Source organism: Bradyrhizobium sp. BR 10261, from assembly GCF_019455395.1.
In the GTDB taxonomy this organism is placed as follows: domain Bacteria; phylum Pseudomonadota; class Alphaproteobacteria; order Rhizobiales; family Xanthobacteraceae; genus Bradyrhizobium; species Bradyrhizobium manausense.
Window position 1 is genome coordinate 59,464 of record NZ_JACOFQ010000024.1, and the last position, 14,194, is coordinate 73,657.

Annotated in this window: 13 protein-coding genes; 6 read left to right on the forward strand and 7 right to left on the reverse strand. The window is 63.2% G+C overall.

Features of this window, described 5'->3' with window-relative positions; translation table 11 throughout:
• Window positions 1–110: 110 nt before the first annotated feature.
• From HYH07_RS25570 to HYH07_RS25590, 5 genes are all read right to left on the reverse strand, one after another.
• Window positions 111–1,169 (reverse strand): C45 family peptidase, encoded by a 1,059-nt coding sequence (locus tag HYH07_RS25570; RefSeq protein WP_220005097.1) that lies wholly within the window; start codon window positions 1,167–1,169, stop codon window positions 111–113.
• Window positions 1,159–1,881, reverse strand: a complete 723-nt coding sequence (gene glnQ / locus HYH07_RS25575) for a glutamine ABC transporter ATP-binding protein GlnQ (protein WP_409363915.1) — start codon at window positions 1,879–1,881, stop codon at window positions 1,159–1,161. Before glnQ ends, HYH07_RS25570 begins: the two co-directional genes overlap by 11 nt.
• Before the next feature lie 2 nt (window positions 1,882–1,883).
• On the reverse strand, window positions 1,884–2,540 hold the full coding sequence (glnP, locus tag HYH07_RS25580; RefSeq protein WP_220005099.1) for a glutamine ABC transporter permease GlnP: 657 nt from the start codon (window positions 2,538–2,540) through the stop codon (window positions 1,884–1,886).
• Window positions 2,541–2,597: 57 nt separating this feature from the next.
• Window positions 2,598–3,353 (reverse strand): glutamine ABC transporter substrate-binding protein GlnH, encoded by a 756-nt coding sequence (gene glnH / locus HYH07_RS25585; protein ID WP_220005100.1) that lies wholly within the window; start codon window positions 3,351–3,353, stop codon window positions 2,598–2,600.
• Window positions 3,354–3,596: 243 nt separating this feature from the next.
• A complete protein-coding gene (locus HYH07_RS25590) occupies window positions 3,597–4,580 on the reverse strand; it encodes a LacI family DNA-binding transcriptional regulator (protein WP_220005101.1) in 984 nt (327 codons plus the stop codon).
• A gap of 336 nt (window positions 4,581–4,916) precedes the next feature.
• Here HYH07_RS25590 and HYH07_RS25595 point away from each other — a divergent pair, with 336 nt between their 5' ends.
• The 5 genes from HYH07_RS25595 to HYH07_RS25615 are packed head-to-tail and all read left to right on the forward strand — an operon-like array spanning window position 4,917 to window position 11,787.
• Window positions 4,917–6,209, forward strand: a complete 1,293-nt coding sequence (locus HYH07_RS25595) for an ABC transporter substrate-binding protein (protein ID WP_220005102.1) — start codon at window positions 4,917–4,919, stop codon at window positions 6,207–6,209.
• A 35-nt stretch (window positions 6,210–6,244) separates the two neighbouring features.
• Complete coding sequence (locus HYH07_RS25600) at window positions 6,245–7,276, forward strand: carbohydrate ABC transporter permease (protein ID WP_220005103.1); 1,032 nt, start codon at window positions 6,245–6,247, stop codon at window positions 7,274–7,276.
• Window positions 7,277–7,286: 10 nt separating this feature from the next.
• Window positions 7,287–8,342 (forward strand): carbohydrate ABC transporter permease, encoded by a 1,056-nt coding sequence (locus HYH07_RS25605; protein ID WP_220005104.1) that lies wholly within the window; start codon window positions 7,287–7,289, stop codon window positions 8,340–8,342.
• 32 nt (window positions 8,343–8,374) lie between these two features.
• Window positions 8,375–9,454: an ABC transporter ATP-binding protein gene (locus tag HYH07_RS25610; RefSeq protein WP_220005105.1), complete on the forward strand. Its 1,080-nt coding sequence runs from the start codon at window positions 8,375–8,377 to the stop codon at window positions 9,452–9,454.
• Between the two features lie 20 nt (window positions 9,455–9,474).
• Window positions 9,475–11,787 carry a TIM-barrel domain-containing protein gene (locus HYH07_RS25615; protein WP_220005106.1) on the forward strand — a complete coding sequence of 771 codons (2,313 nt, stop codon included), beginning with the start codon at window positions 9,475–9,477 and terminating at the stop codon, window positions 11,785–11,787.
• A 336-nt stretch (window positions 11,788–12,123) separates the two neighbouring features.
• Here HYH07_RS25615 and HYH07_RS25620 read toward each other — a convergent pair whose 3' ends face one another.
• The gene (locus HYH07_RS25620) at window positions 12,124–12,534 is read right to left on the reverse strand and encodes an avidin/streptavidin family protein (protein ID WP_220005107.1); all 411 of its coding nucleotides are present in this window, start codon (window positions 12,532–12,534) and stop codon (window positions 12,124–12,126) included.
• Between the two features lie 87 nt (window positions 12,535–12,621).
• Complete coding sequence (locus HYH07_RS25625) at window positions 12,622–13,614, reverse strand: zinc-dependent alcohol dehydrogenase family protein (RefSeq protein WP_220005108.1); 993 nt, start codon at window positions 13,612–13,614, stop codon at window positions 12,622–12,624.
• A gap of 49 nt (window positions 13,615–13,663) precedes the next feature.
• On the opposite strand from HYH07_RS25625, the gene HYH07_RS25630 reads away from it, so the two are divergent.
• Complete coding sequence (locus tag HYH07_RS25630; protein ID WP_283842854.1) at window positions 13,664–14,104, forward strand: thioesterase family protein; 441 nt, start codon at window positions 13,664–13,666, stop codon at window positions 14,102–14,104.
• Window positions 14,105–14,194: the final 90 nt, after the last annotated feature.

A 14,194-nucleotide genomic window follows, 5' to 3' on the forward strand; every position in this document is an offset into this window, starting at 1 on the left:
GAGCGAAAATCCTGCCTCGTCGCGGCCGATCGAGAGCGCGAGCGCCCTGAGATCCTCGATGGTGCGCGGCGGCTTCTCGGCGACTTGCCCTGGCATCACCCTGATCCTGTTTACGCCGCGAAGGGTATCAGCCCATCTCGCATATCGAAGCGAGCCGCTTCGTGCGCTACATCGTAGACAGACCACTCGACCTTGTCAGCCCCGACCCGGAAGACGGCGCTCGCCAGCGTGTTCTCGACATCGCTATCGGCCGGATCCGTGCGGTAGATCGGCAATTCCGCGTCAGCTGCGTCCCACAGGATGCCAAGCGCGCGTCCTTGCGGTTCCGACTGGAGCATTTGGCCGAGCAACTCCTCGCCGCGCCGTTGTCGCACGCCGGACGAGCCGGTGACGATCTGCGACATGCGCCCGGTGCCGCCATGGATCAGATGATTGGAATGGACACGCGGCGCTTGGACCTGATCGACCGACAGGGCCCGGGCGGTGAACTCGACGCTGAGAAGCCGCTCGTCCCCGGCTTGCGCCAACGTCAGGTGAAACGCGCCGGCGCGCGGGGCGGATTTGAGCACGGTGAGAGCCGCGTCAAGGTCAGATGCGTCGAGGATCGCGCGGGCGAGCACCATGCGCGGCGTTCCGGCGCCGCCGGCCAGCGGCCTGATGTTGTTGACGGTCTGGACCAATCCCTTCGATGTCGCCGCAAATGTGTGTCCCGGCAGCGAGCCTGGGTACACAAAGGCTGTGAACGGTGTTCCTCCGGCGGATGCAACGCGGGCAAGGGCGCAGTGGCCGGCAAAGTCGGGGTCGCCATCCTCGTTGTGGCCGATCACATGCGGAGAGCCGGGCAATTGCACGGTCGTGCAGCCATCCGGCGCCATTGCCCAGATATCGCCGCGGCAGTTCCACAGGAAAACATCGTCGAAGGGCAGTGCCAGCCCGACGGCGAGGCCCTGCAACTCAGCCCAATATCTTGGAAACCGCTGCCTAACGATGGCCGCCATGTCGCCGATCAGGGGATCGTCGCGGCGCGTGGTGAGTTCGCGCCACGCAGCGGAGATGCGGAAATGGTCCTGCAGAGCCGCTCGGCCGAAGCGCCCGAGCGCAGCTCCGACGTCGAATGGCGAACCCGCGATATCGATGAAGGAAAGCCGGCGGCCGGCGTCATACGACATGTTGCAGAAACTCTTTCAGGCGAGGGTTCTGCGGATTCGCCAGCAGCTCCCTTGGCTCGCCATCGACGGCGATCTTGCCGCCCTCCATGAAGATCAGCCGGGTGCCGACCCTGCGGGCAAAGGCCATCTCGTGGGTGACGACGATCATGGTCATGCCTTCCTCGGCCAGCGACTGCATCACGCGCAGCACCTCATGCCTCAGTTCTGGATCGAGCGCGGACGTCGGCTCGTCGAACAGCATCAGCTTCGGCTTGACGGCAAGCGCGCGGGCGATCGCGACGCGTTGCTGCTGTCCCCCGGAAAGCTCGCTCGGATAGTGGTGCGCTCGGTCGGCGAGGCCGACCTTGGCGAGCATGTCCAGCGCCTGCTTGCGTGCATCCTGATGCGACTCGCCGCGCACGCGGCGCGGGCCGAAGGCGACGTTCTCGAGCGCCGTCATTTGCGGAAACAGATTGAATTGCTGAAAGACCATGCCGGCTTCCTGGCGGATCATGCGGACCTTGTGGCCGCCATCCTTGACGCTGATGCCGTCGACGACGAGATCACCGCCGTTGATTTCCTCCAGTGCGTTGATGCAGCGGAGCAGCGTCGATTTGCCGGAACCGGAGGGACCGATCAACACGACCTTCTCGCCTGCTTCTATCGACAGGTCGACCTGGTCGAGGATCGTGACCTGGCCGAACCGCTTGGTGACCTTCTTGAACTCGACGATGCTCACAGGATGCGCATCCTTTTTTCGGTCACCCTGAGGATCAACGTGAGCGCGCCCGTCATGATCAGGTAGAACATCGCCACGGCAGACCAGATTTCGACGGCGCGAAAATTGGCCGCCATGATTTCCTGGCCCTGCCGCGTGAGCTCGCCGACACCGATGACGATGAAGAGCGACGTATCCTTCAGGCTGACGATGAACTGGTTGCCGAGCGCCGGAATCATGCGGCGGAAGGCGAGCGGGCCGATGATGTAGAGAAGCACCTTCCAGAGCGGCAGGCCGAGCGCCAGACCGGCTTCGCGCAATCCACGATGAACGGAGAGAAACGAGCCGCGCACGATCTCGGCGATATAGGCTCCGGCATTGACGATGATGGCCATGATCGCCGCAGCGAGCGGATAGATTCGAACATTCGCGAGGATCGGCAGCGCGAAATAGATGAACATCACCTGCACGATGATCGGCGTGCCGCGTATGAGCTCGACATAGGCGAGGGCAATGGCGTTGAGGACGGCATTGCCGTAGGCGCGTGCCAGGCCGGCGGCGAAGCCGATCAGCAGTCCGCCGGCGAGCCCGGCCAGCGCGATCAGCACGGTGAGGCGGGCGCCCTTCAGGAGCTCAGGCAGGGCCTGCCAGATAACCGACCACTCGAAATCCATGAGAGCTTTCCTCTAGGGAAGGCGCGCCGGCCACCGGCGCGCGCCACGAAGCCTGGATCAGCTCTTCGGCGGCTCGGCGCCGAACCACTTCTTGTAGATGGCGGTGTAAGTACCGTCGCCCTTGAGCTTGGCGAGCGAGGCGTTGACCTTGGCGATCAGCTCGCTACCCTTCGGGAAGGCGATGCCGTATTGCTGGGCCATCATCTGGGGACCTACGGTCTTCACTTTCCCCTGACCGTTGGTCTTGATGTAGTAGAGGACGTTGGGCGTGTCGTGCATTGCGGCGTCCGCGCGCCCCGTTGCGACTTCGAGATAGGCATTGTCGCTGTTGGGGAAGAGGCGGAGCTCCGTCCCCTTGAAGTGCTCCTTGGCGTAGTCGGTTGCCGAGGTGCCGGTCTTCACGGCGAGCGTCTTGCCGCCAAGATCTTCCGGACCCTTGAGCGCGCTGTTCGCCGGCACCATCAGCAGGAATCCGCTGTCGTAATAGCCGTCCGAAAAGTCGATGACCTTCTTGCGCTCGTCCTTGATGGTAATGCCGGCCAGCCCGACGTCGACCTGCTTGGTCTGGAGCGCCGGAATGATGCCGTTGAAGTCCATCGGCTGCAGCGTGTAGCTCACGCCGATATCCTTGGCGATGGCGGCCCACAGGTCGATGTCGAAGCCGACATACTTGTCGCCCTCCTTGAACTCGAACGGAACGAAGGCCGTGTCCGTTGCGACGATCAGGTCGGCGGCACGAGCAGGCTGGCCGAGGACGAGAGTTGCCGCGAGGGCTACAGCGGCGGCGGTCAGGTTGGGAAGCGCAAGCTTCATTTCATCCCCTTTTGTTGGCGTTCCCGCGGATCCTAACATCGGCGCGCACATCTCGCAAATATTGAATGCATAAATATACAACATGCACCATTTATTTGCATATGCTGCGCGAACGATCACGATCCAGCTTGTTTCGGATGACGGGGGCGTCGCTAAACTTCCAACGCGGTAGGGCTTTCGGAGGCAGTTCGCGTGCAGATCCGAACCGGGACGCAAAGCCAACTATCCCGTGAAGGTCGCGCGTCAGCCGAACTTGTAGGGCAGCAGGCGTTCGCCAAAAGCTTCGCCGCGCCAGATCAATTGCAGGCCCGCGACGATTTCCGCCCCGTAGATGGCGTAGGGGATTTCGATCGATTTCAGCCAGGGTGCGACCCACTGGTTGAGAGGCGTGCCGTCGATGCTGACCAGTTCGCAATCGCCGGGGATTTTCAGGCCGCGTTCAAGCGCGCGCCGATTGATCCCATAGGCGATTTGGTCGCTCACGCAGAGGATGGCGTCCGGCGTGTCACTGCCGCCGAAAATTCGCGCGCCGGCATCGTAGCCGATTTGCAGATGCGATCGCCCTTCCCCGTCGGCCCGGATGATCGCGTCGTCGGGCCATCCACGCTCCCGCAGCCTGGCCAGGAAGCCGGACACACGGTCGCGCGATGCGGACGAGCCCAGCCGCGGAAACACAACGGCCGGGGCGCACCGACCGAGATCGGCGAAGTGGTCGGCGACAGCCGCGCCGGCTGCGGAATCGTCGATACCGACGAACGGCCCCGTGCCGCTCGGATTGCGGCGGGTCACGAATACAGACGGAGCGCCGGAGGCGGACAACTCGCTCAACCCGGGGCTGGCGACGGCCGCAACGAGGATATAGCCGCGTACCATCTGGGCCCGCATCGCGTAGAGATATTCGTCCTGAAGTTCGGGTCGGTCGTGCGTATCGCACAGCACCATGACATAGCCGGCCTCGCGCAGTGCGGCCTCGGTCGAACTCGCGATGGTCGCCATGGCCGGATTGTCGAGATTGGCCGCGATCATCGCCACAAGCTGGCTTTGTCCGCTCTTGAGCGCCCGTCCCACCGGGTTTGGCCGGTAGCCGACCGCCTCGATCGCATCGAGCACCCGCGCCACCGTCGCCGGGGAGGCGCGGCGCATCTCACCGTTGACGATCCGCGATACGGTCGAAACCGAGACGCCGGCCCGGGCCGCGACGGTGGCAAGTGAGACGTCTTCCGGCATCGGCCTCCATGGGGACTGGTCCGAATGCAACCTATAGCCACAGTTGAGCCTCGTTCCGAGACCCTACAGGACGATTTAAACCACACGATTGACAGTTTGGCAAACGTTTGCCAAGATCGTTTTGCCGTTAGGAGCGCCACTGGGCCTGCCCCCTGATGTCCGCGTCAGCGGAAGCGGGCGCCCAAGCGCGTGACAAAACGGCATCCGCCGCCCCGGGGGCGGACGCCAATGTGGAAGGAAACGTCTGGTGCTGAAGGATCCGTCGGAGAACGGACCCGTTGCGCCTGTCTCACGCGGCCCCCCGGCAGGGCCGGCGAGTGTGGAGGAAGATCGATCATGCGTGCCATCACCCCCGTCATCGCGTCTCTTGCGCTGTCCCTTCTGTCCGCCACCGTAGTCGGCGGGCATGCCGCGGCCGAAACGACGACTCTCAGAATGGCCTGGTACTCGGACGGCAACGAAGGCGAGGTGATGGCCGACCTGCTCAAGCGCTTCCACGAGCAGAACCAGGACATCGACGTCGTTCTCGATCAGGTGCCCTACAAGGCGGTCAACGAGAATCTGCCGGTGCAGCTGGCCTCAGGCCAGGGCCCCGACATCGCGCGTGTCGTCGATATGGGCGGCCTGTCGCGCTTCGCGCTCGATATGCGTCCCTTCCTCAGGGACCCCGGCTATTGGGAGGCGAATTTCGGCCCCTTCCTCGAATGGATGCGCCCGGCGGGCAACACGCAGGCTATTCCGGGCTTCATGACCCAGCTCACCGTCACCGGCCCCTTCGTCAACAAGACCCTGTTCGAGCAGGCCGGGGTCGCGATGCCGGGCGAGAAGGCGACCTGGGAGGACTGGGCGAAGGCAGTGAAGGAGGTTGCGGGCAAGGTCCAGGCGCCGTTCCCGCTCGCGCTCGACCGCTCGGGCCATCGCTTCTATGCGCTTGCGATGTCGCAGGGCACGAAGGTTTTCGCCGCGAACGGCGAGCCTGACGTCGTCGACGAGGGCTTCAAGCGCGCGGCGCAACTGGTCTACGACTGGCACAAGTCCGGCGTCATGTCGAAGGAGCTCTGGGGCTCGGTCTCCGGCACGGCCTATCGCGGCGCCAACGACGAATTCAAGAACGCGCAGGTCGTGATGTACCTGTCCGGATCGTGGCAGATCGCCCAGTTCGCCAAGACCGTGGACAACGCCTTCGATTGGGTGGCGGTCCCCAACCCTTGCGGGCCGGGGGGATGCAGCAGCATGCCCGGCGGCGGCGCTCTCATGGCCTTCAAGTCGACCCAGCATCCCAAGGAAGTGGCGCGGCTGATGGATTATCTCGCAAGCGAACCGGTGCTGGCGGAGTTCTGTGCGCGCTCGCTGTTCGTGCCCGGCCATCTCGGGCTCGCCAAGAAAGGCCTCGACTATCCGACGGCGAGCCCCGAAGCCGCCGCGGCGCTGAAGATCTTCACCGCAAGCGCCGCCCAGGTTTCGCCGCTCGCTTACCGGACCCAGGGCTACATCAACAGCCGGATCATCTTCAACGCCGTCATCAGCCGGCTCGGGCAGGCGGTGTCAGGCGAAACGAGCCTCGAAGACGCCGAGAAGCGCATCACCGCTGATGTCGCGCAGCAGATCGCCGAGCGCAACAAGAAGTGACGGCCACCGGTTCAGAGGATCGAGGGATCACCGCGATGTCGGACACTCCGTCCGCTGCCCGCCCGCAGCCCGGCATGGCCGCAGGCGCGCTCGCGCGCGTCGCGGTCCTGCCCGTGGACCTCGCGCTGCGCCTGTTCGATCCGCCGATGCGTTGGCTGCAGCGCCTGATCGGCGTGCGGCGCATGGCCTATGTGTTCCTGCTGCCCAACTTCGCATTCTTCGGCCTGTTCGTGTTCCTGCCGATCGGCATCAACATCGTGTTCTCGGTGACCGGCGGCTCGGCGCTGTTTCCGTCCGAGCGTCCCTATGTCGGCAGCAACCAGTTCGCCTATCTGTTCGACTGCGGCTCCTTTCTCGATCCGGCCAGCTGCCGCGAGGACCACTTCTGGCGTGGCGTCGCCAATACGGCAAAGTTTGTCGTGTTTCAGGTGACCGCGATGGTGCTGTTCTCGCTGATCACCGCGCTGGTCCTCAACATGAAGATCCGCGGGCGCGGCTTTTTCCGCGCGGTGTTTTTCTTCCCGGTCCTGCTGTCGCCCGTCGTCGTTGCGCTGATCTGGAAATGGATTCTGCAGCGCGACGGGCTCCTCAACGCGGCCATCACCACGCTCGGCGGCCAGAAGATCCTGTTCTTCGTCGATCCCAGCTGGGCGATGTTCTGGGCGGTGTTCGTATCGGTGTGGGCGCATATGGGGTTCTACACCTTGATCCTGCTCGCCGGCCTGCAGGCGATCCCCGCGGACCTCTACGAGGCGGCCGAGATGGACGCAACGCCGCACTGGCGCGTGCTGACACGCATCACGCTGCCGCTGCTGTGGCCGAACATGATCGTCGTGATCGTGCTCGCACTCATCAAGGGCGCGCAGACCTTCGACGAGGTCTTCGTGCTGACCGGAGGCGGTCCGGGCACCGCGACGCTGATGGTGGTGCAGTACATCTACGAGACCGGCTTCGCCAGCCAGGTGCAGAATTTCGGCCTCGCCGCCGCCGCGTCGGTCGTGCTCGGTCTGGTGCTTTTCGTCCTGACGCTCCTGCAATTTGCCGCCGCGCGGCGTAAAGAGATCTGAGGTAGCCGCCATGCGCCTTGGGATTTTGCTTGGTCAACGTCGCAACGGCCCCGGACGGCCGCTGCATTGGACCGACATCGCAGCCTATGCCTATCTCGCGCTCGGCGTCGTGCTGATGTTCGGGCCAGTGCTGTGGCTGGTGCTGTCATCGTTCAAGACCCAGAGTGCGCTCCTGGAGTTTCCGCCCTCGCTGCTGCCTTTCGCACAGGTCGAAGTGACGGTATCAGGCCAACCCCAGAAGCTGCCGCTGTTCCGCACCACGCTTCCCGACGGCACGGTGCGCGAACTGGCGCAGGTTCGGCGCATCGGGCTTGTCGCCCAGATGGTCGATCCCGCCGATCCCTCGAAACAGTTCCGCGTGGCTATCGACAAGCGCGAACCGGTGCGCCGCGTCGCACTCGCGACCGAGAACTACACCGAGCCGCTGCAGCGCTTCGCCTTCATCCGCTTCCTGTTCAATTCGGTCTTCGTCACGGTGGTCGCCACGCTGATCACGCTGCTGATCAATTCCATGGCCGCCTATGCGCTCGCGATCTACGCGTTTCCCGGCAAGCAGGCGGCGACGCTTGCGGTGATCGGAACGCTGATGATCCCGATGACCATCATCCTGGTACCGGTCTATCTGGTGGTGACCGAGCTCGGCCTTTCCAATTCGCTCTGGGCAGTGATCCTGCCGGGTGCGGCGACGCCGACGGGCGTGTTCCTGCTCCGGCAATACATGCTGACGCTGCCGAAGGACCTGATCGAGGCGGCGCGCATGGACAAGGCGTCCGAGTGGCAGATCTATTGGCGCATCGTCATGCCGTTGACCCTGCCGGCGCTGGCGGTTCTTTCGATCTTCTCGATCATGTGGCGCTGGAACGAGTTCCTGTGGCCGCTCGCGGTCCTGACCAAGACCGAGGTCTACACCCTCCAGATCGGCCTCAATGCCTTTCAGGGCGAACTCCAGACCCAGTGGCACTACCTCCTCGCGATGACGGTGGTGACGCTCGCCCCCGTCGCCCTCGTCTTCGTGTTCCTGCAGCGCTTCATCACGACGGGCATCGGCTCGACGGGAATGAAATGACAGATCGGGCAATCGACCAAGGCTGAACCGAAATGGCTGAACTGAAACTCACCGCCGCGCGAAAATCCTTCGGCAGCATCGACGTGCTGCACGGCATCGATCTCGCTGTGAAGGATGGCGAATTCGTCGTCTTCGTCGGCCCGTCGGGCTGCGGAAAGTCGACGCTGCTGCGCGTCATCGCCGGCCTCGAAAACGTGACGAGCGGCGAGATCCATATCGACGGCGCACGCGTCACCCACCTGCCCGCCTCCGAGCGGGGGCTGGCCATGGTGTTCCAGTCTTACGCGCTCTATCCGCATATGAGCGTCCGCAAGAACATGGGCTTTGCGCTCGAGAACATGGGGCTGAAGCCGTCCGAGATCGCGGCGCGGGTCGACCGCGCCGCCGCCATGCTGCGTCTCACTGACTATCTCGACCGCAAGCCCAAGGCGCTCTCCGGCGGCCAGCGCCAGCGCGTCGCCATCGGACGGGCCATCGTGCGCGATCCGAAGATTTTTCTGTTCGACGAGCCGCTGTCGAACCTCGACGCAGAACTGCGCGTCGCGACGCGCAAGGAGCTTGCCGCTCTGCATGCCGATATCGGCGGCACGATGATCTATGTCACGCACGACCAGGTCGAAGCCATGACGCTGGCGGATCGCATCGTGGTGCTCAAAGCCGGCCGGATCGAGCAGGTCGGCACGCCGCTCGAACTCTATAACCGCCCCGCGAACGCCTTCGTCGCAGGTTTCATCGGCTCTCCCCGCATGAACTTCCTGCCGGCGACCGTGACATCCGATGACGGCACGCTGCGCCTCAGCGTTGGCGAACGCGACATCGCGTTGCCTCGCACCGCGTCCGGCCTCGCCAATGGGGCGCGCGTGACGCTCGGCATCCGGCCCGAACATATCGACCTCGCCTCCGATGCAGGCATGCTTGCCGCGACAGTCGATCTGGTCGAACAGCTTGGCGGCGAGACCTTCATCTATGCCACGGCTCCCGGCCTGCCGCAGATCACGCTCCGCCAGAATGGCCAGTCGCGCTTTGACCGCAGCGATGCCGTCGCGATCCGCTTCGCCCCCGACCATTTGCACATCTTCGACGCGACCGGCGCGGCTCTCGCCCGGCCCTGATCGTCTCCGGAGTCTGACCCATGAAAGCCTTGACCCACGGCCGCTTCCGCGGCCTCGACGGCCACGCCGCGCTCTTCGACCTCGCGACCGGGCCGGCGGCGGCCCCACTCGCCAGCTTGCGTATCGCAATTCTCGAGAGCGACATCGGCCGCGTCACCCTGCGCCGGCCGGAGGGCTATCGGCTCGATCGCGGCTGGGCGATCGCCCCTGGTCGCACCGAGCCGCCATTCGAGGGCCGGCCGCGCGACGACATCTCCGGCTTTGCCGATCCGGCCACGACCGTGTCGGAGGACGGCGGGATCGTCACGCTGGCCGCCGCGGGTCTCCGCGCACGCGTGCGGCTCGATCCGTTCGGCATCGCCTGGTACCGCGACGGCGAGGACCAGCCATTCCTGCAGGACCGCCCGACCCAGGCTTATCTCCTGTCGCGCAAGACCACAGCGTTGCTGCACGCGATGGAACGGCATGAAGACGAGCGCCATTACGGCCTTGGAGACAAGGCCGGTCCGCTCGATCGGACCGGCCGGCGCTTCGCGATCGATGCCGTCGATCCCTGCGGCTTCGACGCCGAGCTGTCCGATCCGCTCTACAAGATGCTGCCGTTCTTCATCGTCGACGGCGCACGCGGCGCGCACGGCATCTTCTACGACAATCTCGCGCTTGGCTCGGTCGATCTCGGCTGCACCATCGACAATTACCATGGCCTCTTCCGCTTCTACCGCGCCGAGGATGGCGACCTCGACTATTACGTGCTCGCCGGACCGACCGTATCGGAGGTCACGCGCCGGTTTTCCTGGCTGACCGGCGGACAGGCCTTCGCGCCCCGCTGGACGCTCGGCTTCGCGATGACGACGATGACCATCGCCGACGCACCGGACGCGGACGCGCGCATCACCGGCTTCATCGAGGATTGCAGGCGCCACGGCATCCGTTGCGACAGCTTTCACTTCGGCTCCGGCTACACCTCGATCGGCAACCGTCGCTACGTCTTCAACTGGAATCGCGACAAATTCCCCGACCCGTCTGCGACGATGGCGCGGCTCAAGGCATCAGGCATGCAGCCGGTCACCAACATCAAGCCCTGCCTGCTCGATGATCATCCCCGGCTCAGCGAAGCCAAGGCGCGCGGCATCCTCGTCGCCGACGGCGAGACCGGCGAGCCGGCGGTCGCGCAATTCTGGGATGGTCTCGGCTTCCATGTCGACTTTACCAACCCGAAAGGCCGGCAGTTTTGGGCGGACGGCATCCGCGACGCGCTGCTCGCCTATGGTGTGACAGCGGTCTGGAGCGACAACAACGAGTACGAGATCTGGGATGAGGACGCGGTCTGCAACGGCGACGGCCGGCCGTTTCCGCAGTTGCTCGCCCGCCCCGCGCAGGCGCTGTTGATGCACAAGCTCGCCTACGAGACGCAGGCCGCGCAGGCGCCCGGCAAACGCCCTTATACGATCACGCGCGCCGGCGGCGCCGGCATCGCCCGCTACGGCCAGACCTGGAGCGGCGACAACGAGACCGCCTGGAAGACGCTGCGCTACAATCTCACCCAGGGCCTGAACATGAGCCTATCAGGGTTTTACAACATCGGCCACGACGTTGGCGGCTTCCATGGTCCTTCGCCGGGACCGGAACTGTTCTGCCGTTTCGTCGAGTTCTGTGCACTGTGGCCGCGCATGGTGATGAATTCCTGGAAGTCGAGCGGCATCGTCAACACGCCGTGGATGCATGCGAGCGTGCTCCCGCAAGTCCGATCCGTCATGGAGCTTCGCCACAGCCTGATCCCCTATCTCTATACGCAGATGTGGCGTGCGGCAGTGGAAGACGTGCCGCCGGTGCGGCCGCTGTTGTGGGATTTCGGTTTCGACGCGATTGCTGCGACCGTCGAAGACGCGTTCATGCTTGGCCCCGATCTCCTTGTCGCCCCGGTTCTCGGTGAGGGGGCGACAACGCGCGAAGTCTATCTGCCCGCTCATCCCGGCGGCTGGTACGACTGGCATGACGGGACGCCATTCGAGGGCGGGCGAACCATCACCGTGGCAGCGCCTCTGGGCCGGCTACCCCTGTTTGCGCGCGCGGGCTCGATCGTTCCGATTGAAGACGACAGCGGGCTGACCGCCATCGTGTTCGGCGCGCCCGATCGCGGTGGCTCCGGTCTTGTCTATGTCGACGATGGCGAGACGTCGGATTGGCGCAAGACAGGCAGGACGATCGAATTCCACCTGCGCCGCGACGATAGCGGCCTCGTGCTCGCTGTCAGCGGAGCAGAGCTCTCGGCACCCATCCGCGTCCGCGGCGTCGGCGTGCCGAATCTGCGGCTTGCCGGCACGGTCGAGTGAGCCGCGTCTGGCGCACTTGTCGCGAGATCTGAGGGACGTGGTGCCCCCGGGGGGCTGGAGAAGCACAGAGATGGTGCGCCATTCAGAACAAAGCTGCGAACTCGTATCGTTGGAATGACTTTATGATTTTTGACGCAAGAATATCACGGACATAGGCTCAGATCCGGCCTGTGTCCGTCTTGCCCTTCACCAGGATCGGGATCTTGGTGTCGTCGCAATGGGTTTTCCGATCGGAATCTAACAATTACCTGAGGGGCCCGCTCACACCGGGGCCAGCGAAATCATAACGCTGCGGCCACAGTCGTATGAAGGGAAACAGAGAGCGTACGACAACCGCTACGGCACCCGACGAAAAACGTCGCTTCCTCGCAGGGTTTTCATAAGGCCGGTATTCCTGTCCACATAAGCAAGCTCCCAACCGGTCCTCAGAATATCATTGCCAATCAAGCTTCCGACCCATGCGGTGATAGAGTTGCAGGATTTCATGGCGTTCTTCCACACGACCACGAATCTCACCGCAGTCGCGCTGGTCTCGCCAACCAAGTCAAACGGAATACCCTGGCAATCGAATCCAGCCGCATTGTTGGTATATACGCCTCGGAAGGAGCCGGCCGTCGGACCGGGCCATATCCTCATCTCCGAACCACGCGCATTCTTCCAAACCGAAGGAAGCGGTAGCGTTTGCGCAGAAGCACTTGAAAGGCTCAAGCCGACGACAAGCAAAAAGGCGGACATAAATCGAAGCATAGAACAAAGACCTCGGTTGGCATAACCTCAAACCACAACCTCTAATATACAATCTCTTTTGTTGCGTCAAACGGATGCATAACGACGCTAGCACGTGACGAGGATTTTGCCTTGACGACCTTCACGAGCATTGTGCGCGAGCGCTTGGCCGATCTTGGCAAGAGGGTAGCAAGCTTCGACAGGGGTGGCCGCTACGCCACACCGAATGAGATTCGAAACAGCACTCATTTCCCGCGCAAGCTCGCCGCGCTCCACGAAATGTACCCAGTCGCGAAGGCGAAAAAAGCGAAGGTCGATATCGGGACGCGTCGTGGTCAATGACACGGGCAACGGGGTCCCCGAGAGCAGTCCATAATGCAAGTGCACGCCATTTACGCGCAGCCCCGACGCCAGTCGCGCCCCCTCCTCGCCGCCAACCGCGTCGAACACGATATCCAATCCGGCGCCGCTTGTGACTTCAGCAATGAGAGCCGATAGCTTGTCGCCTGGCTCAACAAGGGTAACACGCAAGTTGAGGTCGGAAAGAAGCTGAAGTGATCTTGGATTTCTTACGATGGCAATCGGACGTATCCCGACCCGATTTGCCAACCTGATCAGAATTCGCCCAATTGCGGATCCGGCTGCGTTTACCGCCACGTGCAAAGCAGGCGACGACATAAGCGACCTACTTAGCAACAGGGCTGTCAGCGGGTTCACATAGGCGAAGGCGGCCTGTTCATCCGATAGGCCTGCGGGAACGCGAAAACACCACCGGCTGTCCGTCACCTTGAATTTTTGCCAAGCGCCAGCACTACCCAGAGGCCAAACCCGGTCGCCAACATTGAGGAAGGCGTTGCCGCCGGTCGCCTCGACGACACCTACGCCTTCGTAGCCAGGCACAAAAGGCAGTTCAGTCCGGTGGGCATACGCCCCAGAGATTGTGATAATGTCAGAGGGATTGATTGCGCAATGCGTCATCCTCACCAGAACTTGGTCAGCTGCAAGAGGCGGAGGACGATATGTCTCGATTTTGACTACGCGCTCGGCCGGTCCGAAATTTCGAACGATTGCGCGCTGATAATACTCGTCTTCCGAACGCATCGCAGTGTATGGTATCCATCGAGTTCTAAACGCACGTCCCAAGATTGACATGCAGAGTGGCTCTTCGTCTAATCCAATAAGTTCTCGATTTCGTATCCCGTTCCGGGACGTGGATATGCACGGCCATGTCCACAATGGCGCTTATCTTTCTTACATTGAGACCGCCATAAACGATTTTCTTCGCCATTCTGGATTGGAGGGCCACTTCGTGCCGGGGGCCGAGGGCCGTAGCTACCATGTCAAGAAGACTGAGCTGACCTACGAAAGCCCGCTTGGATTCGACGAGGCCGTCGTGGCGCGGGTGCGCGTTGGGCGCATCGGCAATTCCAGTCTCACCTTTGAAGGCTCTATAGAGCGCGAGTCGGACAACGCCGTGTCCGTGCTAGGTACCGTCATTTGGGTATGCGTCGACACCAAGACTCGAACGGCGACCTCAATTCCCAGCAGCACGCGCCAGGCAATTTCAGCCGCTCTAAATATGAACTCCTGATTCTTGAGCCCGAACTCCTTTCATCCGGCGGTCTAGCTGCTAGGCCGTCGACACTACGAAGCCTTGGGACGCCCGCGGAAGATCGGACGC

What these genes read in the sequence shown, in the direction of transcription:
- HYH07_RS25595 (WP_220005102.1), top strand. Translation starts at nt 4,917, where the DNA reads ATGCGTGCCATCACCCCCGTCATCGCGTCTCTTGCGCTGTCCCTTCTG.
- HYH07_RS25625 (WP_220005108.1), bottom strand. Translation starts at nt 13,614, where the DNA reads ATGCGTTCGGAAGACGAGTATTATCAGCGCGCAATCGTTCGAAATTTC.
- HYH07_RS25615 (WP_220005106.1), top strand. Translation starts at nt 9,475, where the DNA reads ATGAAAGCCTTGACCCACGGCCGCTTCCGCGGCCTCGACGGCCACGCC.
- glnH (WP_220005100.1), bottom strand. Translation starts at nt 3,353, where the DNA reads ATGAAGCTTGCGCTTCCCAACCTGACCGCCGCCGCTGTAGCCCTCGCG.
- HYH07_RS25570 (WP_220005097.1), bottom strand. Translation starts at nt 1,169, where the DNA reads ATGTCGTATGACGCCGGCCGCCGGCTTTCCTTCATCGATATCGCGGGT.
- HYH07_RS25610 (WP_220005105.1), top strand. Translation starts at nt 8,375, where the DNA reads ATGGCTGAACTGAAACTCACCGCCGCGCGAAAATCCTTCGGCAGCATC.
- HYH07_RS25590 (WP_220005101.1), bottom strand. Translation starts at nt 4,580, where the DNA reads ATGCCGGAAGACGTCTCACTTGCCACCGTCGCGGCCCGGGCCGGCGTC.
- HYH07_RS25605 (WP_220005104.1), top strand. Translation starts at nt 7,287, where the DNA reads ATGCGCCTTGGGATTTTGCTTGGTCAACGTCGCAACGGCCCCGGACGG.
- HYH07_RS25600 (WP_220005103.1), top strand. Translation starts at nt 6,245, where the DNA reads ATGTCGGACACTCCGTCCGCTGCCCGCCCGCAGCCCGGCATGGCCGCA.
- glnP (WP_220005099.1), bottom strand. Translation starts at nt 2,540, where the DNA reads ATGGATTTCGAGTGGTCGGTTATCTGGCAGGCCCTGCCTGAGCTCCTG.
- HYH07_RS25630 (WP_283842854.1), top strand. Translation starts at nt 13,664, where the DNA reads ATGCAGAGTGGCTCTTCGTCTAATCCAATAAGTTCTCGATTTCGTATC.
- HYH07_RS25620 (WP_220005107.1), bottom strand. Translation starts at nt 12,534, where the DNA reads ATGCTTCGATTTATGTCCGCCTTTTTGCTTGTCGTCGGCTTGAGCCTT.